Source organism: Kerstersia gyiorum, assembly GCF_048595715.1.
Lineage (GTDB): Bacteria > Pseudomonadota > Gammaproteobacteria > Burkholderiales > Burkholderiaceae_B > Kerstersia > Kerstersia gyiorum.
Map to the genome: position 1 here is coordinate 849,328 of NZ_CP169556.1, position 22,152 is coordinate 871,479.

Genomic DNA, 22,152 nt, shown 5'->3' on the forward strand with positions numbered 1-22,152 from the left:
ATGTTTTGACTCCGCATGGCATTTTCTGGATAGTTTCTGGTCGTTTTTTTCTGGTCGTATCTTCCAGCCGAGTTCGCTTCCATGCCAGAATATTGATACATGAAGCAAGGTTTTGAAATGTTAAGAAAAAATACCTCGCCTGAGGAGTGGGTTGCCGATTGGCGCCGCATTTGTGGTCGTTACGGGGAAGACATCTGGGTGCTGGTGCAGGGCATCGTCCGGGAGCACAAGGCATTTCTGGCGACGCGGTTCTATGAGCAGATGATGCAAGATGCCGCTGCCTCGTTTTTCCTGTCTGCCCAACTGGTGCAGAATCGTTTGCACCCGGCTTTGCAAGCCTGGCTGGAAGGGGTATTTTCGGTAGCCCTGAATGGGGATTACGAAGGCACTGTCGCCTACCAGAAACGTGTCGGCGGCGTGCATGCCCGTATCGGCATTCCTACGCATTTGGTCATGCGGGGCACGCGGGCGCTCAATGAAGCCATTTTCGCGCGCCTGCAGGATGTCGATGTGGTGCAGCGCACGAATGCCGTGGCCTATGTGGCGGAGCTGACGTCGCTGGCCATGGAAGTGATGTGCCAGTCCTATGCTGTGTCGCACGACCGCAATTCCCGGGCGGAGGAAGCCTACCGGCTGTTTGCGATTTCCCAGGATATCGGCGCCGAGCGCGAAAAACAGCGTGCGGCGCTGCTGGGCTGGGAAAACCAGTTCATGTATGAAGTCGCAGTGAACCAGGCGCGCGCCAACCTGCCCCTGCTGGGCAAGTCCGAGTTCGGGCTGTGGTTTACGCACAAGGCGGCTCATGCCTTCGAAGGCAGCGCGGATGTGGCGTCCATTCTTGCGGAAATCGACCGGGTCGATGCCGCCGCAAGCCAGTTGGGCAGCATGGCCGGCAGCAGCGAAGGCAAGGACGCCGGCCAGGTGGAGGTGCTGCGACGGATCCGTGACCATTGCCGCACGGTGGGTTTTTTGCTTGAAGGCCTGTTTCAGCAGGCCGGCTACCTGGAGTCTGGCCGGGACGTGCTGACGCGGCTGCTGAACCGGAAGTATCTCCAGGTGATCATGAATCGCGAGATCGAATTCGCCCGTACCAATGGCTGCGGCCTGGCGGTGCTCATGGTGGATATCGACCACTTCAAGCGTATCAACGACGAGTACGGTCACGATGGTGGCGACGCGGCGTTGCGCCACGTCGGGCTGTTCATGTCGCAGGCGGTGCGCAGCAGCGACTACCTGTTCCGCCTGGGCGGGGAGGAGTTCCTGGTCGTGCTGGTGGATGTCGAGCCGGAAACGGCCATGCTGGTCGCCGAGAACCTGCGGCGCCGGGCTGAAAACGAGCGGATTCCACTGGGGCAGGATATTCATCTGAACATGACTTTGAGCATAGGGGTGGCCCTGTATGCCGGGCACCCGGATTATCTGTTGCTGCTCAAGGCGGCAGACCAGGCGCTGTACCGTGCCAAGCATCTGGGACGCAACCGGGTGGAGTTGAGCCGGGGCCTGGAGTAGAGTATCGGGCGCGCATCCGGCCGCGCGCCCGGCTTCCGGGCAGATGGCGCTGCCTGGCGCCGGATGCAGCGTTCGGCCCGTCGAGGCCGGCTTGCCCATGCAAAAAGGAGAAGCAGTGTCGGAGGGAAATTTGCGCGCGCAGCCCGTGCAGGCGGCAACTGCCGGAGGTACACCGGTGTTGTCCAGCGGTATCCTGCTGTTGATGGCTATTGCCTGTGGCCTGTGCGCGGGGGCCAATTATTTCAATCAGCCGCTGCTCAATTCCATTGCCCGGTCTTTCGGCGTGTCGGAATCCACCTCATCCATTACGGTGACCATCGCCCAGGTCTCCTATGGCGTCGGCTTGTTTCTGCTGGTGCCGCTGGGTGACATGCTGGCCCGTCGTCGCCTGGCCGTTGTGATGATGCTATTGGCCGCCGCGGGCTTGTTCCTCAGCGGTTTTTCCGCCTCGTTTGCCTGGCTGGCCGTGGGGACCTTGCTGACGGGCCTGTTTTCGGTGGCGGCCCAGGTGCTGGTGCCGATGGCAGCTGCGCTGGCCGCGCCGGGCGCCAGCGGCAGGGCGGTGGGGCTGGTCATGAGCGGCCTGCTGATGGGCATTCTGCTGGCGCGCAGCGTGGCTGGCGTGCTGTCGGAAGCAGGGGGCTGGCAACTGGTGTACCGCGTAGGCGGCGTGGCCATGCTGCTGGTGGCGCTGGCACTGTGGCGTTCCCTGCCCGATGCTCCGGCGACCGCAGCGCGCACCAGTTATCTGGCGACGCTGCGTTCGCTGGGGGGCTTGCTGGTGCGTCTGCCACGGCTGCGCAGCACGGCCTTGATGGGCGGAATTTCCTTTGGCGCAGTCAGTGTGCTGTTTTCCACGATGGCGTTGCTGCTGGCCGGTCCAGGGCACGGATTGTCGGACATGGCCATCGGGCTGGTTGGACTGGCTGGCGTGGCCGGCGCCCTGATGGCCAATGTAGCGGGCCGCCTGGCGGATCGCGGCTGGGGCCAGACGACGATGCGGACTTCCGCGGTCTTGTTGGTGCTGGGGTGGGGCATGCTCTGGCTGGGCCGTGATTCCCTGGCCTGGTTTCTGGCTGGGGTATTGATGATAGACCTGGCCTTGCAGGGCATACACATCAGTAGCCAGCATGTGATCTACCGCCTGTTGCCAGAGGCCCGTTCGCGCATCAATGCAGTCTACATGACCTGTTATTTCGGGGGGGCGGCGCTGGGTTCCGCCCTGGGTTCCCTGGCGTGGCAACATGGCGGCTGGCAGGCCGTCTGCCTGACGGGAGCAGGGATAGGCTGCCTGAATTTCTTCGCCTTGTGGCTGGATGCGCGCTATGCGCGGGGCAGCACCCCCAGCGCCTGACGGCAGCGCCGGGGCGGCAAGGGGTTCAGGCCTCGGGCGGCAGGTGTTGCAGCCCGCGCCGCAGGCAGACCTGGGCCAGTATCGCTGCACCCAGCAGCACGGCGGCAGCGCCGACTGCCGGGTTGCCGATGGCGGCTGCCAGCCCGGTACAGATGGCACCCATCAGCATCTGTGTGCTGCCGTACAGCCCGGAAGCCGAACCGATCAGTTTGGCATCGACGCTGATTGCTTTGGTCAGGATGGCCGGGCTGGCGATGCCAGCGCCGCAGGTCAGGGCGGTCATGCTCAACAGGATGCCGGTGACGCTCAGGTGGCCGATGGCAACCTGGGCGGCCAGAGAGGCAGCGGCAGCCAGGCTCAGCAGGGTGCCGCCGATCAGCAGGCGATTGGCGGCCATGCGCGTGACCAGCCGGCTGGTCACGGCATTGCCCAGCGACATGCCGAAGATGAGCGCGCACAGGTAGAGGCCGACTTCATGTAGCGGGCGGCCCAGCCGGTCGTGGAAGATGAAGGGAGCGCTAGAGATAAAGGCATGCATGCTGGTGGTGGTCAGCCCGCCGCCGATGGACAGATAGACGAAGGCGCGTGAGTGCAGCAGGGTGTGGTAGTTGCGCGCGACCTGGCCCAGGTGGAAGGTCTGGCGGTTGGCACTGGGCAGGGTTTCGGGCAGCAGGCGCCAGGACAGCACCAGCGTGGCCGCGCCGATTACGGTCATCATGTAGAAAACGGTGCGCCATCCGGTGTGACTGGTCATGATGCCGCCCAGCAGCGGCGCCAGGCTGGGGCCCAGCATCATCATCAGATTGAGCAGCGCCAGGCGGCGTACCGCGTCATGGGCTTCCGAAGTATCGCGGGCGATGGCGCGCCCCAGCGCCAGGCCGGCGCAGCCGCCCAGTGCCTGCAGCAGCCGTGCGCCGAGCAAGCCTGACAGGCTGCCGGCAAACGCCGCGAGCAGGCTGCCGGCAACGTACAGGATCAGGCCGGCCATCAGTGTCGGGCGGCGGCCGATACTGTCTGCTATCGGGCCGTACACCAGCTGGCCGGCCGACAAACCCAGGATATAGACGCTGATGGTGGCCTGCATGGCGCCGTTGCTGGCATGTAGTTCCAGCCCGGCGGCGGGCAGGGCCGGGACGAACAGATTCATCGCCATGGTGCTGGCGATGGTAATGACGGCCAGCAGCCAGAATGGCGGCCGGCCCTGAGGCGCGGACATCATGATTGGGTATCGCTGTTGTTGGCGGCCAGGGTGGCGGATACCTGGCGCAGGACTTTCATGGCCAGGGCGAGCTCGTCTTCGGGCAGCCCGCCCAGCAGCCGGGCGCGGACTTCGCCGGCGATGCTTTCAACCCGCAGGCTGAGCGCCCGGCCGGATTCGGTCAGCAGGATGCGCTTGGCACGCTTGTCGTCGGCGTCTTCGACGCGCACGATGTGGCCGTCGCGCTCCAGGGTGACGAGCAGGCGCACCACTGAGGAGCTGTCCAGCCCCATGGTGCGAGCCAGATCTTTTTGATGCAGCGGCGCGGCTGCGCGAGACGCATGCAGCAGGGCACGCCAGGTTGCCTCGGTCAGCCCCAGAGGCTGCAATTCGGCATCCAGTGCGCGGCGCCATTGGCGCGCGACACAGCTGACCAGCGACGGAAAGGTAGTGTTGGCATTGACGTGAGGGGAATCCTGCGCGCCTGAAAGAGAGTCAGGGTGTGTGTCCATAAAATAGATTATATATCAATTGATGGTATGCAATCTATTTTTTTGGAGTTAATCCCTGCCATAACATCAGCAGGCCCAGCAAGCCGAGTAAAAGGCCGCAGATCCGTTCTACCACTGGCAGCCAGCGATGATAGTGGCGCTGCGCCCAAGGGTTGCCGATGAGCGCGGCGACCAGCAGATCCCAGGCCAGCACGACGCAGAACATCCAGATGCCGCATAGCCAGAGCCAGAGTGACGGGGTATGGGTACTGGCGAGCATGGAGGCCAGGCTGCCGTAGAACAATGCGTTTTTCGGGTTGAGCAGGGCCGATAGCCCGCCCATGCCCAGCGCGCGCGCCCAGGACAAGCGTGGCGCATGGGCGGGCAATTGGCGCTCTGCGCCGGGTGAGGTGGGCTTGCTGCTGCGCATCAAGGCCAGCGCCAGGTAAAGCAGATAGGCGCCGCCTGCCATCTGCAGGCCGCGAAACAACACTGTGTCCGGTTTCAGCAGATCCAGCCCGGCGAATGCGATGGCGATGAACAGGCCATTGGCGAGGGCGATGCCCAGGCAGGCGCTGGCTGCGACGCGCAGGCCATTGCCAGCGGCGAGACGGGTGATCAGCAGGAAATCCGGGCCGGGAGCAAGGAGGGCGAAGAAATGGGCGGTGGCAATCAGAAGAAAGGTGGACATGGCAAGGACAGGCAGAGGCGATGGCCGCCAGTGTGTCCGGTGTCCGGGATCAGGTATTGAATGAAATTGCGGCGGATATGGCGTACCCCTGCCGCCAGCAGGCGTGGCGCCCCTGGGCGGGGGCTGCGGAAGGAGCAGCGAGAGAGGCTGGCGGCAGCCGCCGGTATGACCGCGCCCCGGTGGGCGGCCGCGCTAGGCGCCGCTGCGGTAGCGGCCAGGCGGCATGGCGGCGCGGGCCTTGAACATGCGCTGGAAATGGCTCTGGTCCGCGAAGCCCAGCCGATAGGCCGTATCGGCCAGACTGGCGCCCTGGCGCAGCCAGTCTCGCGCCTGATTGATGCGGAAATCCAGCTGGTAGGCATGGGGTGTCATGCCCGTCGCTGCGCGGAAGGCGCGTATCAGCTGGTAGCGGCCCATGCCGGCCAGGGCGGCCAGCCCGGCCAGCGACGGATTGGCCGCCGGGTCGTCGCGCAAGGCGTCCATCACCCGCAGCAGTGCCGGGCCGGGGGCGCAGCGGGCCAGCGGTGGCAAGGGGGCAGCGGCTGGCCGGGTATCGCTGTCCATGACGAATTCAATGAGTGCGGCATCCTTGGCGCAAGCTGGCTGGCCAGTGCCCAGTATTTGCGCCAGCTGGCGATAGGCCGCATACCGTGGTGGCGCGGTGGCCAGCATGACCTGATCCATGTACCGGGGCGCATGCGACGCACCCGATAGTGCTGCGTGTTCGATGCGCAGGTCTTCCATCCAGGCGGCATCCAGGTGCAGCATGTGATAACTCCAGCTTTCCAGGGAGGCCGGATTGCAGGCATGGACATGCGCTGGCGGTACGTACACCAGGGTGCCGGGGCCGGTACGCCGCAGGCCGCCCTGGGCGCCGGTGAACAGGCTATGACCGCTGTCGATTGCGCCTATGGAATAGCTGGGGTGGCTGTGGGGCACATAGCAGGCACGGCTGTGGCTGGCCTGCCGCAGTTCGACATGCGGCAGCAGGGGGTCGCGCCAGAGCCGGACATCGGCGGCAGGAACGGGCGGGATGGCAGTGGCGGTGGATGGCATGGGCAGGACGGGACAGGCCCGCTGGCGGGATCGTGAAGGACAACAGGGAAACGCAGTGCACGTTTTGGGGCAGACAGACCGGGCGCTTGAGAAAACAGGGCGGATACCGGCTATCGCAGTAGCCTAATATTATGCGTATTCCTTATTCGCATTCATTTCTTTCAGCCCACGGCCCGCCAAGGCGAGGCCTCGTTGCGGTCGATGGCCGGAACGGAGCGGGCCGGACAATGCAGGGCTTCACGGACGGACAGTCATGACAGACAGCGCTGCGCTGGAGCAACAGAATCGTACGCTGCGCCGCATGAAGCGGCGTGCGCTGGGTTTGCTGGCGCTGACCCTGGCGGGTTTCATCACCAGCCACCTGATGGGCGGCCAGGGCGGCTGGGCGTGGTTGCGCGCCTTCTGTGAAGCGGCCACGGTCGGGGCGCTGGCCGACTGGTTCGCTGTGGTTGCCCTGTTTCGCCACCCGCTGGGCCTGCCCTTGCCTCATACCGCCATTATTCCGAACAAGAAGGAACGGATCGGCGACAGCTTGGCCGTGTTTGTGCGTGACCATTTCCTGGCGCCGGAAACCCTGCTGGAAAAACTGAAGTTGTTCGACCCTGCCGCCCGCCTGGGCGCCTGGCTGGCTGAGCCGGCACAACGTGAGCGCCTGGGGGCGGGCCTGCGCCAGACGGCCTTGCAGGGCCTGGACTTGCTGGATGACAAGGCCGTCAAGGCGGCGCTGACCGATTCGCTGCGCGGCTATTTGCTGCGCTGGAATGCGGCGGGCACCGCCAGCGAAATTTTGAATCTACTGACGCGCGACGGCCGTCACCAGGTACTGCTGGACGAAGCGCTGCGCCAGTTGGGCGGCTACATCGGCGACGAGGCCGTCAAGCAGCGCATCTCTGCGATGATGGTGCGTTATGCCAGCCGCGAATGGCCCACCTTGCTCAAGGTGGTGGGGGCGGTGACGTCGGTGGACGAACTGTCCGGCCGCCTGGCCGACCGCCTGGCGCGGGCGCTGCTGGAGGAAATGCAGGCCGTGCTGGAAGAGCCTGGGCACCCGTTGCGGCGCGACTATGAAGCCTGGGTGGCGGATTACGTGCGCCGCCTGGGCAGCGACCCGGCGCTGGCCGAGCAGGTGGATGCCATGAAGCAGCGTCTGCTGGCGCATGGGCAGGTGCAGGCCTATATCGACGGCGTGTGGGCAGACATCATGGCCTTGCTGCGGGCCGATCTGGCCGCGCCGGATTCGGCCATAGGCCGTCATCTGGAAAAAGCGCTGGCCGGTTTCGGGGAACGGTTGCGTGATGATGACTCGCTGCGCGATGCCCTGAACGAGCACATCTTGAGCAATGCCGCCAAACTGGCCGACCGGCTGCGCGATGGCGTGACCGAGCACATTTCCCGGACGGTACGGAACTGGGACGAGCGCCAGCTCGTGCAGGAGCTGGAGCGCAGCGTGGGCAGCGACTTGCAGTACATCCGCTTCAGCGGCACGCTGGTCGGCGGCCTGATCGGCCTGGCCCTGCATGCGCTGGTCTTGTTGATGGCAGCCTAGACCTGGGGGCAAGGTGCCCCCAGGTCTGGCGGACGCTTGCCCCAGGCGGCAGGCATCAATGTTTCACACAGGCCTGCGGTTCACACATAGGCCTGCGGCGGCGAGGGACGGCTTCAGGCCGGGCGGAACACCGGCAGTTGCTGGCCGTTGCCGCTGTCCAGGAAGTCCAGGCGCAGGGCCTGGCCAATGCTCAGGCTGTTGAAATCCTCGGTGAGGATGTTGCTCATCATGAGGGGGCCTTCGGCCAGTTGCACATAAGCCAGGCAATAGGGCGCCGGGCTGCGCAGCAAAATGCTGTAGCTGTATAGCGTGGCCTGGCCGCTGGCTTCGAACCATTCGGTCGCGCCGCCGGTAAAGGGACTATGGTCGCGCGGGTAGTAAAAGGCGGTGCCCGTGTCGCAGCAGCGCTTGAGCATCAGTTTGCCCTGATTGGCTGCTTGCCAGTATGCCGCCGTTTCCGGGTTGGGCTGGGGAGGGATGATGTTGCGGGAGCTCATGGATCAGTCCTCACGTTCCAGAATCATGGTGGCGCTGCCGTGGCGGCCGCCCAGTTGCCCGCCGGTGCCGTGCGCGAGCGCTAGCCGGCAATCGGGCACCTGGACGGCCGGGTGGGCTTCGCCGCGCAGTTGGCGCACGGCTTCCAGCAGGCGCGTCATGCCGCCCCGGTTGCCGGGATGGTTGTTGCACAGGCCGCCGCCGTCCGTATTGACCGCCAGGCGTCCGGTACCTGAAATCAGCCCGCCATCGGCGACGAAGCGTCCGCCGGTGCCGGGGGCGCAGAAGCCCAGGTTTTCCAGCTGGATCAGGACAGTGATGGTAAAGCTGTCGTAGAGCGAGGCGTACTGGATGTCCGCAGGCCGCACGCCGGCCTGGGCAAAGGCCTCGGCGCCGCTGCGCACGCCGCCCGAAGCCAGGATGTCGAAATAGCCGCCATTGAGGTGGCGCACGTTGAAGCCCGCGCCAGTGGGCGTGACGAGCGGGCGTTTCAGGCTGCGGGCGATATCCGGGTGCGCCAGCACCAGCGCGCCGCCGCCGTCGCTGATGATGCAGCAGTCCAGCCGGTGCAGCGGCGTGGCGATGACAGGGGAATCCAGCACATCCTGTACGGTCACGATTTCCTGCCGCATGGCATGCGGATTGTGGCTGGCGTGGTGGGACGCGGCGACCTTGATCCAGGCCAGCTGTTCGGCGGTCGTGCCGTGTTCATGCATGTGGCGCGCGGCGCACATGCCATACACATTGGTGACCACGGCGCCGTAGGGCAGTTCGAACTGCGCTTCCGGGGCGTGCTGCGGCTGCAGGCGCATGGCGGCCTCGGGGGGCAATTTTTCCGCCCTTGGCCGGCCGCCCTGGGTGATGAGCGCCACGCGGCACTTGCCGGCGGCAATGGCCTGCACCGCATGGGCGACGTGATTGATGTAGGCCGAGCCCCAGGTCTCGGTGGTGTCCAGGTGCCGTAGGTTCAGTCCCAGGTATTCCACGACAGACATCGGGCCGGAGCCGGGGGACTCCCAGCCCGGCACATCTCCGGCGCAGAAATAGCCGTCCACATCCTGCAGGCTCAGCCCGGCATCGGCCAGCGCGCCCAGCGCGGATTCAATATGCAGCTGGGCCAGGGTTTTGTCAGCGGCGTCGCGGCTTGGGTGCTCGTAGGCACCAACGATATATGCCTGTCCTTTCATGCTCGGTTTCCTTGTGTGGCAGCGGGGCGGCGCTGCCGGACGAAGGCATGGCGCGTGTTTGGCAGGCGCCATGCCGCGGGTTCAGCGGGTCACCAGCAGCGCATCAAGCGCCATGACGCCCTGGCCTTCCGGGTAGGCCACCAGGGGGTTGATGTCTATTTCCGCAATCTCAGGGCGCGTCAGCATCAAGTGCCCGATCTGCGCGACGGCCTTGGCCACGGCGGGCAGATCCACGGCAGGCTGGCCGCGGAACCCGCGCAGCAGCTGATGGCCCTTGAGAGCCAGCAGCTTGCTGATGATGGCGTCCTGCGGCAGGTCTGGCGGCAGCAATTGCACGTCGCCCAGCGCTTCGACCCAAATACCGCCCAGGCCAACCATCAGAATCGGCCCCCACTGCGGGTCACGGCTGGCGCCAACCACGAGTTCGAGGCCGCGCGCGCCCATTTTCTCGACCAAAGCGCCGTCCAGTTCCACATCTGGCGCGGCACGCCGGATGTTGTCCTGCAAAGTCTGCCAGGCCGCGCGCAGGGCGTCCGCATCGGCAATATTCAATAAGACGCCGCCGGCGTCGCTTTTGTGTGTCAGATGGGCAGCCTGGGCCTTGAGGGCGACGGGATAGCCGATACCGGCAGCAATATGCAGGGCGTCTTCCAGGGAGCGCGCCAGGTCTCCCGGCGGCGTGGCAATGGAAAGCGTCCGCAAAACCTGCTTGCCCAGCCATTCGGCTTGGGCGCCTGGCGCCATCGCAGGCCATGGCTCGGGCGGGGCGCTGGAGGCATGGGCGCGAGAGGTAATGATGGCAGTGGCGGTGGCAGCGGGAGCAGCCATGGCGCCAGGCGTGTTCATGGCGGGCTGCTTGGCGGTTTGTGCAGCAGTGTGTGTAGCGGTCTGTGCCGCGGCTTGAGCGGTGGACTGAGCGGTGGACTGTTCGAGGCCGAAGCGGGTGACGCAAGCCAGCGCCCGCAAGGCGCGCTCCGGGGAGCGCATGATGACGGCGCGATGTTTGCGCGCCAGCGCAATAAAGTCGGCTGCCGGTGGCGTGTCCTCATTTTGCATGACATAGATCGCCGGTTTGCCGCTGTCTGCGGCGCCCGCCAGAAAGTAGTTCAGCCATTCAACCGAGGCGGCCGGTTCGGGCATGGGCATGGAGGCCAGCAGGCTGCCTATGCCGGGATCGGCCAGCAGTGCGGCCACACCGGTCTCCAGAATCGAGGGCTGGTAGGCGGATAAAGTGCCGATATCCAGCGGATTGCGCGATGGCAGGAAAGCCGGCAAGTGCCCGCGCAGCGTTTCGGCCTGCGCCGGGGAGAGCGGCGGCATGGCCAGGCCCAGGGTGTCCACATAGTCTTGCGCCAGGCCGCAGATGGCCCCCGAGGCGGTGACCAGCCCCAGTCCGCCGGTGGGCGGGGTGGGGTAACGCAGCATCAATTGGCCGACGTCAATGACTTCTTCCAGGGTGTCCACCACCAGCACGCCGGCATGACGGGCCATCAAGCGCATGGCGGCGTGGTTGCCAGCGAGAGCGCCGGTATGGGATTGCGCCGCTGCCTGGGATTGCTCGCTGCGGCCTGGGTGCAGCATGATGACAGGCTTGCCCTGCGTTCGCGCCGCACGGGCGGCATCCAGGAAATCGGCGGCTGAACGGATTTGCTCGGCGTAAATGACAATGGCGCCGGTATACGGGTCTGCGGCATAGAAACGCACCATTTCCGCCAGTCCGGTCTGGGCTTCGTTGCCGGTGGTCATCATGTATGACAGCGGTACGCCACGTGCCAGCAGCGAGGCGGCGATATGGGCGCCCACGCCGCCGCTCTGGGCCACGATGGCGATGGCCGGGCCATCTTCCGGGTTCAGGCGCGGTGGCAGAACCAAGGGCACCATCATCACGTAGAACGCATCGGCGTAGTTGAAATAGCCCACGGTGTTGGGGCCCAGCAGGGCCAGGCCGCCCGCGCGGGCTATGGCGGCGATTTCCTGCTGTTGCTGGCGGCCGGCCTCGCCCATTTCCGCAAAGCCCGAGGCGAAACAGACGGCGCCCCGTATGCCTTTGGCGACGCAGGCCTGCACCGCGTCGCGCACAGCCTCGGAGGGCAGCATCAGGATGGCGAGTTCAATACCGTCCGGCAACTGCGAGATATCGGTGAGCACCGGCCGGCCGTCCAGCATGCCGCCGCTGCGGCCCACCAGATGAATCGGTCCTTGGTAGCCGCCATTAAGCAGGTTGGCCAGTACCACCTGCCCGGCGGAACCGGGCTTGCTGGACATGCCGATAATGGCGACGGAAGCTGGGCGGAAGAACGGGCGGATATCCGGCGTGGCCGTGTCGGGGGCGTGGGGCGCCGTGTTGGGGGTGGGTTTCATGGTCTCCTCGGGCAACAGGACTGGTTGCACGCCGCCGTAACGCCAGCCTGGGGGGGCGGGCGCATGGGGCGCGGCCAGCGGTGGGGCTGCTTCTTGTTATGTATCGCTGCCGCAGGCGCGGGATCGGTGGCGTGCGGCATGCCGGCGGCAGCAGGCTGCCTTAATGGCCGGGCATTACTTTGGCGGCACGTTTTTGCAGGAATGCCTGCAGGCGTTCCTTGGCGGCCGGTTCTCCTTGCGCGATCGCCGCCATGAGCGCCTCGGTGAACAATCCGTGGGACATGGGCTGTTCGGCGATCAGGGGCAGGGCATTGAGGATGGAAAAATTGGACATCGGCGCATTGCCTGCGATGCGTTCCGCCAATTCCCTGGCCTTGGCCAGGCCTGCGCCGGGCGGCGTGACGTAATGCACCAGGCCGCTGGCATGGGCTTCGCGTGCGTCCAGGACATGGCCCGTCAGCATCATTTCGGTGACTCGGGAAAAACCGATCAGCTTGGCGATTCGTACCGAACCTCCGCCGCCCAGGAAAATGCCGCGCTGTCCTTCCGGCAAGCCGAAATAGGCGCTTTCCTCTGCAATGCGGACGTGCAGCGTGCTGGCCAGCTCCAGCCCGCCGCCGACGACTGCGCCATGCAGCACGGCCACCACCGGGACGCGGCCGAATTGAATGCGCGAGAATGCCTCATACCAGGCCAGCGACTGCTGTATGCCTTCGGCCGTGCTGGTGTCGGCGAGTTCGCTCAGGTCCAGCCCAGCACTGAAGTGCGTCCCTGCGCCGTTGAGGATGGCAGCCCGGACGCTACCGGGCAGCCCGGCGAAGCACTCCTGCAGTTCACGGATGACGCCCATGCTGAGCGCGTTGCATTTCTCCGGCCGGTTGAGGGTGATAGTGGCGATGGCGCCGTCTATCTCCAGTGTCACCAGCGGGGTGTTCCGGGGGGTGGGCATTGTCTTCTCCTGGCAGGTCCGGACGCGTTGTTGCAGACGCGGTATGTCCGTAGCTATTTAATTATCTTTATTAACTGTTATGTTGGATAACAGTCTGTCATGCTATTCTTTTTGCTGCAAGGGCTAGGCAACGCAATTTTTCATAGGTTTTTCCCTTAATTGGCGAGCGGTTTTCCAGATGGGAATACAGACCCTGAAATTAGATATTTTGTTTTTTTATAATTTATATTGTGGCCGGAGGGTGCATGCGCCGAGGCGGGGAGGCATGGGATGATGAACGCTGACGACCGGGTGCTGGCTACTGGCGGGCAGGCGCCTGCCGCGCCGGAGGATGCGGCGCTGGATCTGTGCCGCGACGCGCTGGGCTATGCGCTGAGGCGCGCACAGGTTCGTTCCTACGAGCTGTTGTTCGGCATACTGGGTGCGGATGCACTGACGCCTGCGCGAATTACCGCGCTATCGTTGATCGCCACGCATCCAGGAATGAACCAGTCGGCGCTGGCGGAACACCTGCAGGTCAACCGTGCCAGCGTGGTCAAGGTGATAGATACGCTGGAGCGCCATGGTTTTGTGCAGCGTTGCCCGGTACCAGGCGACCGGCGCAGCCATGCGCTGGCGGTGACGGGCGCGGGACGCGAAGAGCTGCTGGCACTGCGGCGGAAAATGGATACCTACGAGCGTGCGCTGGCAGAACGGCTGGACACCGGCGAGCGGCAACAGTTGATGCGTTTGCTTGAAAAAGTAGCTGCGCCGGCTTCTGCATGAGCCGTGGCGCTGTTGTCTGCCGTGTGGGTAGGAAGAGCGTGGGACGGGCCCGGCCTTAGCGGGAACGGCGTGCAACCTTGTTGAGCAGTTCCAGCAGCATGAAGCGTTCTGCCTGGGTCAGGCCGCGCAGCAGGTCGTTTTCCATGCGCAGGGAAATCTGGTAGCCGCGGTCGGCCAGTTCCTGTCCTGCGGGAGTCAGGTGCACACGGATGGAGCGCTTGTCCGTGGTATTGCGCTCGCGCAGCAGCAGGCCTTTTTCGCTCAGGCGGTCCAGCATGACAGTGACCTTCGGTGCCGGCAGGGCCAGCGCCTGGGCCAGCTGCTTTTGCGTGACGCCTGCATTGTTGGCAATGATCAGCAGCATGGAGAATTCTGCCGGCCGCAGATCCAGCGGCTGGCCGATGTGCTTGATGAATACCTTGCGGGTAGGGGCGGTGGCCATGGCCAACTGGTGTCCCAGTACATGGTGCAGGCAACTGGTATCCAGCGTGGATGAGCTCGAAAGGGCTTGCGGGTCTTTTTCTTCCATGTCGGACCTTGATTGTCGCAGGTCTATATTATGGCCCGGTTGCATGGAGAGAATGCAGGTAGCCGCTGAGTTTTCGCTAGGGATTCACTGCATGAGCAGGGAAATCCTCCCTGTTGCCCAGGGAGGATATCTTTAGGTGGCGGGATTCAGTCCTTGGGTTCAAGTTGCCAATCACCATTGACGACTTTCAACACGACTGTGCTTTTCGGCGAAAAACCCCAGTGATCGCTGGGGGTGTAATCGAGCATGCCCTGGGAGACGGGCAGTTCCGGCATCGCCTCCAGCGCGTCGCGCAGTGCGGCACGGAATTCGGGCGTTCCCGGTTTGGCGGATTGCAGCGCCATGGGGATGACATGCTTGAGCAGTTCCTGGATGTCATAGGCGTGGGCGGCGAACTGATTGCGTGTACCGGGACCGTATTTCGCCTCGTATTGCTGGACGTAGTCCATGGCTGCCTGTTTGGACGGGAAATCCGCCGGCAACTGTTCCGCGACGACAGCAGGCCCGGACAGGACGTAGGCGCCTTCGAGCGCCTTGCCGCCGACGCGCAGCAGATCCCGGCTGGCGGCCGCGTGGGTCTGGTAAAGCTTGCCCTTGTAGCCGCGTTCGACCATGGCCCGGTGCGGCATGGCTGCACCGGAACCGGAGGCGACGATCAGGACGGCATCCGGATTGGCGGCTACCAGCTTCAGGCTCTGGCCGGTCACGCTGTTGTCGGTTCGCTGGAAACGTTCGACAGCGGAAAGCGCTATGCCATGATCTGCCGCCATTTTGCTGACATCCTGCAGCCAGGACTCACCGTAGGCGTCGGTATATCCCAGGAATCCGAGGGTCTTGATGCCCTGGCGCTGCATGTGGTCGAACATGGCTTCCGCAATCGTGGCCGATGAGGGGGCGAGGCGGAAGGTCCAGGTTTCCTTGCCAGGCGGAATCGGGGGCGGAGATACCGCCAGCTGCGGCGTTTTCGACTCCAACGCTACATCTACCATGGCCAGCGCAATGGGCGTGGCGGCCGAGCCGACGATCACATCGACCTTGTCTTCGGTGACCAGGCGCCGGGTATTGCGGATGGCGACGGTGGGATCGGTTGCGTCGTCCATGACGATGACTTTGAGTTTCTCTCCAGCGATTTCATCTGGCCAGAGTTTGATGCCATTCTGGACCTGCAGGCCCAGGGCGGAGGTCGGCCCGGTCAAGGGCAACACAACGCCGATGGTGACATCGGCAGCAGCGGGCAAGGCGATGGCGCTGGCGCTGGCTGCCAGCCAGGCCGTCGCGTGGAACTGGGTTTTCAACATGGTGGTCTCCTGGTTATTTTGTTAATTATGATAAATATATGGCCAGGATTTACCGATGGGAATAACCCGTATATTGCTGTGTATAAAGGGTTTTCCTTATTTGTTTGTTTTCCTTGTTAAATTAATTGTTTTCTTTTTTCTGTTTTTTCCTGCAGGCCAGGGGTAGGGTAGGGGCCGGCCTACCAGGCATGCGTCAAATCCAGTGCCATGGAGCTTTTCACCTCTTCCATGACCGCATAGGTGCGGGTTTCGCGCACCCCCGGCAATTGCCACAGCACCCGGCCGGCGAAATCCCGATAGGCTTCCATATTGTCGTGGCGGGTTTTCAGCAGGTAGTCGAAGCCGCCTGCCACCATATGGCATTCCATGATTTCCTGGCGGTCTTGCACGGCCAGCTTGAACTCTTCAAAGACATTCGGCGTCGTGCGGTCGAGCAGGACTTCCACAAATACCAGCAAACCGGCTTTCAGCTTGCGTGGATTGAGTCGTGCTTCGTAGCCCAGGATGTAGTTTTCGCGGGTCAGGCGCTGAACTCGCGCGAGTACCGCAGTAGGGGATAAAGAGACGGCTTCGGCCAGTTTTGTGTTGGGAATCCGGCCGTCCTGCTGCAGCAGTTCGAGGATGCGGATGTCCATTCGGTCTAACTCGTGTTCCCCGGTGCTCATTTTGATTTTTTCTCTATTTATGGTGATTTTTATGGAGAAAAATTTTAATCATCTTCAAAGATAATAGCAAAAAATTTGGCGATATCCGCCTGTGTCTTTCTTGGATGATCCTATGTCCATTTCCGCTCCTGTAGCCGCCCCCCAGGCCTCCTCTGCTGCTGCTCCTGCCGCCGCCCCGTTTGCCCATGTGACGCCGCTGGCGCCGCAATCCGAATTGCGGGCTGCCATTACGGCGGCCTGGCGCCGGCCTGAAACCGAAGCTGTCCCCTGGTTGCTGGAGCGTGCGCGCCTGCCGGCGGATCTTTCCGGCCGCGCCCAGGCGCTGGCGCTCAAGGTCGCCAGTGCGCTGCGCCAGCGCAAGACGGCGTCCGGCAAAGCCGGCCTGGTGCAAGGCCTGCTGCAGGAATTTGCGCTGTCGTCACAGGAAGGGATTGCGCTGATGTGCCTGGCGGAAGCGCTGCTGCGTATTCCCGACAAGGCGACGCGTGATGTCCTGATCCGCGACAAGATCAGCCGGGGCAACTGGAAAGAACACGTCGGTCAAAGCCCGTCCGTGTTCGTCAATGCGGCAGCCTGGGGTCTGATGCTCACCGGGAAGCTGGTGGCTACCCATAGCGAAAAGGGCATGAGCGCTTCGCTGGGACGCCTGATCGCGCGCGGTGGCGAACCCTTGATCCGCAAGGGTGTGGACATGGCGATGAGGATGATGGGCGAACAGTTCGTCACCGGCGAAACCATGGAAGAAGCGCTGCGCCACGCGAGTTCGCTGGAGCCGCAGGGCTTCCGCTATTCCTATGACATGCTGGGCGAGGCTGCCTTGACGGCGGAGGATGCACAACGCTACCTGAATGACTACGAACAGGCCATTCACGCCATCGGCAAGGCATCCAATGGCCGTGGCGTCTATGAAGGCCCGGGGATTTCCATCAAGTTGTCCGCGTTGCACCCGCGCTACAGCCGTGCGCAAGTGGAACGTGTGCAGGCCGAGCTGTATCCCATTGTGCTGAAGCTGGCACGCCTGGCGCGCCAATACGATATCGGCCTGAATATCGACGCGGAAGAGGCTGATCGCCTGGAAATCTCGCTGGACCTGCTCGAGCGCCTGTGCTTCGAGCCGGATCTGAAGGGCTGGAAGGGCATCGGTTTCGTCATCCAGGCCTACCAGAAGCGTTGCCCCTTCGTGATCGACTATGTGATCGACCTGGCGCGGCGCAGCGGCCAGCGCCTGATGATCCGTCTGGTGAAGGGCGCCTACTGGGACAGCGAAATCAAGCGTGCCCAGATCGACGGCATGGACGGCTATCCGGTCTATACGCGCAAGCCCTACACCGATCTGTCCTACATCGCCTGCGCCCGCAAGCTGCTGGGCGCGCCGGATGCCATTTACCCGCAATTCGCCACGCACAACGCGCAGACCCTGGCCACGATTTATGAACTGGCCGGCCCGGAAAATTATCAGCCCGGCCAATATGAATTCCAGTGCCTGCACGGCATGGGCGAACCCCTGTATGAACAGGTGGTCGGGCCGGTGAGCGAAGGCAAGCTGGGCCGTCCCTGCCGCATCTATGCACCGGTGGGTACGCATGAAACGCTGCTGGCCTACCTGGTGCGCCGTTTGCTGGAAAACGGCGCCAATACATCGTTTGTGAATCGTGTGGCGGATCAGGGCATTTCCCTGGAAGAGCTGGTACGCGATCCGGTGACGCTGGTCGAAGCCATGGCCGCCGCCGAAGGCACGCTGGGCCTGCCGCACCAGGGCATTCCGCTGCCGCTGGATCTGTATGGCAGCGCCCGCCGCAATTCAAGCGGCCTGGACCTTGCCAATGAACAGCAGCTGGAACAGCTGGTCGCCAACCTGCGCGAGTCGTCTCGTGCCGCTTTGGTGGCGCGCCCCATGTTGGCGGTGGAGCTGGACCAGCTGGGCGAAGCCGAACGGGTGCGCAATCCGTCGGACCTGCGCGATGCAGTCGGTACCGTGCATGCCGCCAGTGTGGAGCAGGTCGATGCCGCCTTGCAGGCCGCCCATGATTACGCGCCTCAATGGGCCGCCGTGCCGGTGGCCGAGCGCGCCGCCATGCTGGATCGTGCTGCCGATGCCATGGAAGCGGAAATCCAGCCGCTGATGGGAATTCTGGTGCGTGAAGCCGGCAAGACCTACGCCAACGCCATCGCCGAAGTCCGCGAAGCCGTGGACTTCCTGCGCTATTACGCGGCCCAGGCGCGCAGCCAGTTCGACAATGCCACGCACCGTCCCTTGGGTCCGGTGGTCTGCATCAGTCCGTGGAACTTCCCGCTGGCGATCTTCACCGGCCAGGTGGTGGCCGCCCTGGCTGCCGGCAATACGGTGCTGGCCAAGCCTGCCGAACAGACTCCGCTGGTGGCGGCGCAGGCCGTACGCCTGCTGTGGCAGGCTGGCGTGCCACGTGCAGCCGTGCAACTGGTGCCCGGCAGCGGCAGTGTCGTGGGCGCGCGCCTGACGGCGGACGAGCGCGTCCAGGGCGTGATGTTCACCGGTTCCACGGAGGTGGCGCGCATCCTGCAGCGCACGCTGGCGCGGCGCCTGGGCGCCAATGGCCAGCCGGTGCCGCTGATTGCCGAAACCGGTGGCCAGAATGCGATGATCGTCGATTCTTCCGCGCTGACCGAACAGGTGGTGCAGGACGTGATTGTTTCCGCTTTCGACAGTGCCGGCCAGCGTTGCTCGGCCCTGCGCGTCCTGTGCGTGCAGGAAGATGCGGCCGACCGTCTCATCACCATGCTCAAGGGTGCCATGGCCGAACTGCGCCTGGGCAACCCTGCGTTGTTGGCCAATGACATCGGCCCGGTGATCGACGCCGAAGCCCAGGCCAATATCGACCGCCACATCGAGCAACTGCGTGCCAAGGGACGTCCCGTGCACCAGCTGTCGCTGGGGGGCGAGGCCGCGCGTGGTGCCGCGACCGCCCACGGCACCTATGTGGCACCGACGCTGATCGAATTGCCGGACCTGGCCGACCTGCAGCGCGAAGTCTTCGGGCCGGTGCTGCACGTGATTCGCTACCGTCGCGAGCAACTGGACAACATCCTGGCGCAGATCCGCAATACCGGCTATGGCCTGACCATGGGCCTGCACACCCGCATCGACGAAACCATCGAACACGTGGTGGCAGGCGCACATGTCGGCAATATGTACGTGAACCGCAATACCGTGGGCGCAGTGGTCGGCGTGCAGCCCTTCGGCGGTGAAGGGCTGTCAGGCACCGGCCCCAAGGCCGGCGGGCCGCTCTATCTGTACCGCCTGCTGACGACGCGCCCGGAAAAGGCCCTGGCCACGCCCTTTGCCACGGGCGCCGCACAACAGCGTGCTGCACTGCCGGCAGCGGCGCAAGCCCTGGCGCAATGGCTGCGCCAGAACCCCGGCGTGCGTCCGGTGCGCGAACCCATGGCGTTCTTCAGTGGCAACAGCTATGCGCTGACAGGGCCGACGGGCGAAAACAACGTGTATAGCGTGCTGCCGCGCATGGCCGTCCTGGGCGTAGCGGCGAGCGAACGCGATTACATCGTGCAGCTGGCAGCGGTCCTGGCCGTGGGCAGCCGCATGGTCTGGAATGGCCAGGACAGCGTGGCCCGTACCCTGCACCAGCAACTGCCGCAGGAAGTCCGCAGCAGCGTGTTGCTGGCGGACGACCTGGCAACGGCCAGCTTCGACGCTGCCCTGCATCATGGCGACGAAGCCTCGCTGCTGCAGTTGCAGCAGCAGATCGCCAGCCGTGACGGCATCATCGTCAGTATCGCCAGCCTGAAGCCGGGTGCAGCGGACATCCCGCTGGAACGTCTGGTCATCGAGCGCGCGCTCAGCGTGAACACAGCGGCAGCGGGTGGTAACGCCAGCCTGATGACGATGGCGTAAGCCGCTCGCCCGTTACCGTTACGCAGAAGGCCGGGAGCATTCTGCGTAACGGTGCCAGACAGCGCATCGTGATGCCTGTCTGGCTGTGGGCGGCATGCCTGCGCGGGGCATAATAGCCGTCCCGATGATAGATCGACGGTATGCCATGGCGCCCAAACTGATCCCCATTCTGCTGTTGCTGGCTTCGAACGTCTTCATGACAATCGCCTGGTACGGGCACTTGAAGTTTCCCAACAGCCCCCTGGCCAAAGTCATTCTCATCAGCTGGGGGATCGCGCTGGTGGAATATTGCCTGGCCGTCCCGGCAAACCGCATCGGCCACGGTGTCTATAGTGCCGCCCAGCTCAAGACCATTCAGGAAGTCATCACGCTGGCAGTCTTCGCCGTCTTTTCGGTGGTCTATCTGAAGGAAAGCCTGACGCTGAACCATCTGGTGGGCTTCGGCTTCATTGCGCTGGGGGCCTGGTTTGTGTTCAAGGGGCCGCTGTAGGCGGTACGATTTCCGCTTCTTCCTGAATGGGACGGACAAGCCGCTTGCCAGGCAATGCGAGCCTGTGCCATGGACCCGGGCAAGCAGGCAGGCAACAGGCTTGTTGTGTTCTCAGAAGCTGGCTTCGAGTTTCAATATGGCTTCTGTTTGCCGATACGCATAGGCCCAGTCCAGGCTGCTGTTGTTGACCGTGCGTTTCAGGTACAGATTGGGCGTGACACCAGCGAATGCCAGCCGGGGCATGGCGAGATTCACAATGTAAATTTGCTGGTGATCCTTGCGCCTGCCGCCCATCAAACCGTTGAATTCGTCGTTGCGTATGCGTCGGTAGAGTGCGGTGGCATTGAGACGGAATCCGATATCGAAATGGCGGTACATGCCCAGGTTCGCCATGTATTCCTTGCTGCTTGCCGTGCGATCCGGGAACAGTTTCCGGGTGAAGTTGAAGCCTCCATAAAGCGCGGTCTTCGGGTTCAGCAGGTAGGAGCCGTAGAGGCCGAACTGGTTTTCATCGTAGTTGGCGAAGTACTGGCGTTCCTGACCACGGAAACTGAAGTGTTTGCGTTGCGCATTCACGCCAAGCTGCGCGCCAGGGGCCAGGGTGTATTTCCAGTCCAGCCGCAGCCCTGCCGCCTGGTAGCGCACATGGTGATTGCCATAGTTGTGCTCGAACAGCGGCGTCAGCGAAACATCCTGGCTCGCACTCAGGTAGTTATAGCCCGCGTAGAGCAGGCTGGTGCTTTCGTCGTAGTGGGTGGTCACGTTGTCGGCCAGGCGATTCTGGCGAGGCAGCTTGCCGTAGCTGATGCCGCGCACCAGCAGGTTGTGATGTCCGGCAAGCGGGTAGCGCCGCATGGCGGCGAAGTCATAGCTCAGCATGGCCGACGAGATGGGTGCTGGCATGGTGCGTGTGGCCTGGCGGCAGAGTATGCCTGGCAACAGGCAAGTGATGAACTGCGTGCTCATGCCGTTGGCCTGGTTGATGTTGCTGTTGTAGCCCATGCCCAGGGCAAAGGAACCATGCCAGGCATTGCGTTCGCCCAGCGCATTCTCGAAACTTTCAATAACCGGCCTGACTGCCTCGGGAATGCCTGCGATGGAAATCTGTTTGAACAGCTCAGCGGCTTCGCGGGATTTCTGATTCTCGAAATACATGCGCGCCAGCTCCAGCTTGGCCCGGGAGAACTGCGGGTTGGCTTGCAAGGCTTGCTCCAGCTTGCGTTCTGCTGTGCCGTAGTCGCGTGCCTCTCTCGCCAGCATGCCTTCGGCCAGTAAAACCAGGCTGGTGTCGTAGCTGGGCAATTGCTGGTATTTCTGGACGAACTGGGCAAGCTTGGGCCATTGTCGCAAGTTCATCGACACGTAGATGGCCGGTTCCAGGTCAGCCAAGGTATTTTCCACGCTGTAGGTCGTTTTGCCGATGGTGATCAGAGAGGCGGGATCCATGCCTGGCGGCGTCTCTTCAGGCAAATAGCCTCGTTCCCGCTCGGCGGTACGCTGGTCGATCTGGTTGAGCAATAGGCGGGTGTCGTCATCGTCGGCCTGCGCGGTAGCAGTCAGCAGGCCGGACAGCGCCATGATGGCGAGGAAAAAGCGGGGCAGCATGGGAAAGCCTATGGGGGCGCAGAGAGAAAAAAGGCAGGAAAGGGGGCGAACCAGCCCCTTTCCTGCGGCCTTAG

Annotated in this window: 18 protein-coding genes; 6 read left to right on the forward strand and 12 right to left on the reverse strand. The window is 63.7% G+C overall.

All coding sequences use genetic code 11. From position 1 onward, the window contains the following. The first annotated feature begins 99 nt into the window (after positions 1 to 99). Positions 100 to 1,509 carry a diguanylate cyclase gene (locus ACEW7X_RS03700; RefSeq protein ID WP_130487296.1) on the forward strand — a complete coding sequence of 470 codons (1,410 nt, stop codon included), beginning with the start codon at positions 100 to 102 and terminating at the stop codon, positions 1,507 to 1,509. Positions 1,510 to 1,654: 145 nt separating this feature from the next. Continuing rightward, complete coding sequence (locus ACEW7X_RS03705) at positions 1,655 to 2,863, forward strand: MFS transporter (protein WP_415358842.1); 1,209 nt, start codon at positions 1,655 to 1,657, stop codon at positions 2,861 to 2,863. A 25-nt stretch (positions 2,864 to 2,888) separates the two neighbouring features. Here the strand turns inward: ACEW7X_RS03705 and ACEW7X_RS03710 are convergent, their stop codons facing one another. From ACEW7X_RS03710 to ACEW7X_RS03725, 4 genes are all read right to left on the reverse strand, one after another. Further along, the gene (locus ACEW7X_RS03710) at positions 2,889 to 4,082 is read right to left on the reverse strand and encodes a multidrug effflux MFS transporter (RefSeq protein ID WP_068374882.1); all 1,194 of its coding nucleotides are present in this window, start codon (positions 4,080 to 4,082) and stop codon (positions 2,889 to 2,891) included. Continuing rightward, a complete protein-coding gene (locus tag ACEW7X_RS03715) occupies positions 4,079 to 4,573 on the reverse strand; it encodes a MarR family winged helix-turn-helix transcriptional regulator (RefSeq protein WP_420177616.1) in 495 nt (164 codons plus the stop codon). Before ACEW7X_RS03715 ends, ACEW7X_RS03710 begins: the two co-directional genes overlap by 4 nt. A gap of 34 nt (positions 4,574 to 4,607) precedes the next feature. Then, positions 4,608 to 5,243 (reverse strand): LysE family translocator, encoded by a 636-nt coding sequence (locus tag ACEW7X_RS03720; RefSeq protein ID WP_420177617.1) that lies wholly within the window; start codon positions 5,241 to 5,243, stop codon positions 4,608 to 4,610. Between the two features lie 192 nt (positions 5,244 to 5,435). After that, positions 5,436 to 6,299, reverse strand: coding sequence for a helix-turn-helix transcriptional regulator (locus ACEW7X_RS03725; protein WP_068374877.1), 864 nt, complete (start codon positions 6,297 to 6,299; stop codon positions 5,436 to 5,438). 253 nt (positions 6,300 to 6,552) lie between these two features. Between ACEW7X_RS03725 and ACEW7X_RS03730 the strand changes: the two genes are divergently transcribed. Then, positions 6,553 to 7,845, forward strand: coding sequence for a DUF445 family protein (locus ACEW7X_RS03730; RefSeq protein ID WP_253103186.1), 1,293 nt, complete (start codon positions 6,553 to 6,555; stop codon positions 7,843 to 7,845). 113 nt (positions 7,846 to 7,958) lie between these two features. Here the strand turns inward: ACEW7X_RS03730 and ACEW7X_RS03735 are convergent, their stop codons facing one another. From ACEW7X_RS03735 to ACEW7X_RS03750, 4 genes are all read right to left on the reverse strand, one after another. Next, a complete protein-coding gene (locus tag ACEW7X_RS03735; RefSeq protein ID WP_068374868.1) occupies positions 7,959 to 8,342 on the reverse strand; it encodes a Zn-ribbon domain-containing OB-fold protein in 384 nt (127 codons plus the stop codon). Between the two features lie 3 nt (positions 8,343 to 8,345). Then, complete coding sequence (locus ACEW7X_RS03740; protein WP_068374867.1) at positions 8,346 to 9,527, reverse strand: thiolase domain-containing protein; 1,182 nt, start codon at positions 9,525 to 9,527, stop codon at positions 8,346 to 8,348. An 81-nt stretch (positions 9,528 to 9,608) separates the two neighbouring features. Further along, positions 9,609 to 11,888 (reverse strand): acetate--CoA ligase family protein, encoded by a 2,280-nt coding sequence (locus ACEW7X_RS03745; RefSeq protein ID WP_253103188.1) that lies wholly within the window; start codon positions 11,886 to 11,888, stop codon positions 9,609 to 9,611. A gap of 160 nt (positions 11,889 to 12,048) precedes the next feature. Continuing rightward, the gene (locus tag ACEW7X_RS03750; RefSeq protein ID WP_253103190.1) at positions 12,049 to 12,837 is read right to left on the reverse strand and encodes a crotonase/enoyl-CoA hydratase family protein; all 789 of its coding nucleotides are present in this window, start codon (positions 12,835 to 12,837) and stop codon (positions 12,049 to 12,051) included. A 270-nt stretch (positions 12,838 to 13,107) separates the two neighbouring features. On the opposite strand from ACEW7X_RS03750, the gene ACEW7X_RS03755 reads away from it, so the two are divergent. Beyond that, positions 13,108 to 13,602, forward strand: coding sequence for a MarR family winged helix-turn-helix transcriptional regulator (locus tag ACEW7X_RS03755; RefSeq protein WP_127773275.1), 495 nt, complete (start codon positions 13,108 to 13,110; stop codon positions 13,600 to 13,602). A gap of 55 nt (positions 13,603 to 13,657) precedes the next feature. Here ACEW7X_RS03755 and ACEW7X_RS03760 read toward each other — a convergent pair whose 3' ends face one another. From ACEW7X_RS03760 to ACEW7X_RS03770, 3 genes are all read right to left on the reverse strand, one after another. After that, positions 13,658 to 14,131, reverse strand: a complete 474-nt coding sequence (locus ACEW7X_RS03760; RefSeq protein WP_068371650.1) for a MarR family winged helix-turn-helix transcriptional regulator — start codon at positions 14,129 to 14,131, stop codon at positions 13,658 to 13,660. Between the two features lie 146 nt (positions 14,132 to 14,277). Continuing rightward, positions 14,278 to 15,429 (reverse strand): ABC transporter substrate-binding protein, encoded by a 1,152-nt coding sequence (locus ACEW7X_RS03765; protein ID WP_253103192.1) that lies wholly within the window; start codon positions 15,427 to 15,429, stop codon positions 14,278 to 14,280. A 179-nt stretch (positions 15,430 to 15,608) separates the two neighbouring features. Further along, positions 15,609 to 16,094 (reverse strand): Lrp/AsnC ligand binding domain-containing protein, encoded by a 486-nt coding sequence (locus tag ACEW7X_RS03770; protein ID WP_068371656.1) that lies wholly within the window; start codon positions 16,092 to 16,094, stop codon positions 15,609 to 15,611. Positions 16,095 to 16,206: 112 nt separating this feature from the next. Here ACEW7X_RS03770 and putA point away from each other — a divergent pair, with 112 nt between their 5' ends. Together putA and ACEW7X_RS03780 are read left to right on the forward strand one after the other, a co-directional pair. Beyond that, complete coding sequence (putA, locus tag ACEW7X_RS03775; RefSeq protein WP_253596039.1) at positions 16,207 to 19,983, forward strand: trifunctional transcriptional regulator/proline dehydrogenase/L-glutamate gamma-semialdehyde dehydrogenase; 3,777 nt, start codon at positions 16,207 to 16,209, stop codon at positions 19,981 to 19,983. A gap of 145 nt (positions 19,984 to 20,128) precedes the next feature. Further along, positions 20,129 to 20,473, forward strand: coding sequence for a DMT family protein (locus ACEW7X_RS03780; RefSeq protein ID WP_130487283.1), 345 nt, complete (start codon positions 20,129 to 20,131; stop codon positions 20,471 to 20,473). 111 nt (positions 20,474 to 20,584) lie between these two features. Here ACEW7X_RS03780 and ACEW7X_RS03785 read toward each other — a convergent pair whose 3' ends face one another. After that, positions 20,585 to 22,078 carry a surface lipoprotein assembly modifier gene (locus ACEW7X_RS03785; RefSeq protein WP_130487282.1) on the reverse strand — a complete coding sequence of 498 codons (1,494 nt, stop codon included), beginning with the start codon at positions 22,076 to 22,078 and terminating at the stop codon, positions 20,585 to 20,587. Positions 22,079 to 22,152: the final 74 nt, after the last annotated feature.

Coding starts and splice junctions, on each gene's coding strand:
- ACEW7X_RS03700 (WP_130487296.1), top strand. CDS start 100: ATGAAGCAAGGTTTTGAAATGTTAAGAAAAAATACCTCGCCTGAGGAG.
- ACEW7X_RS03710 (WP_068374882.1), bottom strand. CDS start 4,082: ATGATGTCCGCGCCTCAGGGCCGGCCGCCATTCTGGCTGCTGGCCGTC.
- ACEW7X_RS03715 (WP_420177616.1), bottom strand. CDS start 4,573: ATGGACACACACCCTGACTCTCTTTCAGGCGCGCAGGATTCCCCTCAC.
- ACEW7X_RS03720 (WP_420177617.1), bottom strand. CDS start 5,243: ATGTCCACCTTTCTTCTGATTGCCACCGCCCATTTCTTCGCCCTCCTT.
- ACEW7X_RS03725 (WP_068374877.1), bottom strand. CDS start 6,299: ATGCCATCCACCGCCACTGCCATCCCGCCCGTTCCTGCCGCCGATGTC.
- ACEW7X_RS03730 (WP_253103186.1), top strand. CDS start 6,553: ATGACAGACAGCGCTGCGCTGGAGCAACAGAATCGTACGCTGCGCCGC.
- ACEW7X_RS03735 (WP_068374868.1), bottom strand. CDS start 8,342: ATGAGCTCCCGCAACATCATCCCTCCCCAGCCCAACCCGGAAACGGCG.
- ACEW7X_RS03740 (WP_068374867.1), bottom strand. CDS start 9,527: ATGAAAGGACAGGCATATATCGTTGGTGCCTACGAGCACCCAAGCCGC.
- ACEW7X_RS03745 (WP_253103188.1), bottom strand. CDS start 11,888: ATGAAACCCACCCCCAACACGGCGCCCCACGCCCCCGACACGGCCACG.
- ACEW7X_RS03750 (WP_253103190.1), bottom strand. CDS start 12,837: ATGCCCACCCCCCGGAACACCCCGCTGGTGACACTGGAGATAGACGGC.
- ACEW7X_RS03755 (WP_127773275.1), top strand. CDS start 13,108: ATGATGAACGCTGACGACCGGGTGCTGGCTACTGGCGGGCAGGCGCCT.
- ACEW7X_RS03760 (WP_068371650.1), bottom strand. CDS start 14,131: ATGGAAGAAAAAGACCCGCAAGCCCTTTCGAGCTCATCCACGCTGGAT.
- ACEW7X_RS03765 (WP_253103192.1), bottom strand. CDS start 15,429: ATGTTGAAAACCCAGTTCCACGCGACGGCCTGGCTGGCAGCCAGCGCC.
- ACEW7X_RS03770 (WP_068371656.1), bottom strand. CDS start 16,094: ATGAGCACCGGGGAACACGAGTTAGACCGAATGGACATCCGCATCCTC.
- putA (WP_253596039.1), top strand. CDS start 16,207: ATGTCCATTTCCGCTCCTGTAGCCGCCCCCCAGGCCTCCTCTGCTGCT.
- ACEW7X_RS03780 (WP_130487283.1), top strand. CDS start 20,129: ATGGCGCCCAAACTGATCCCCATTCTGCTGTTGCTGGCTTCGAACGTC.
- ACEW7X_RS03785 (WP_130487282.1), bottom strand. CDS start 22,078: ATGCTGCCCCGCTTTTTCCTCGCCATCATGGCGCTGTCCGGCCTGCTG.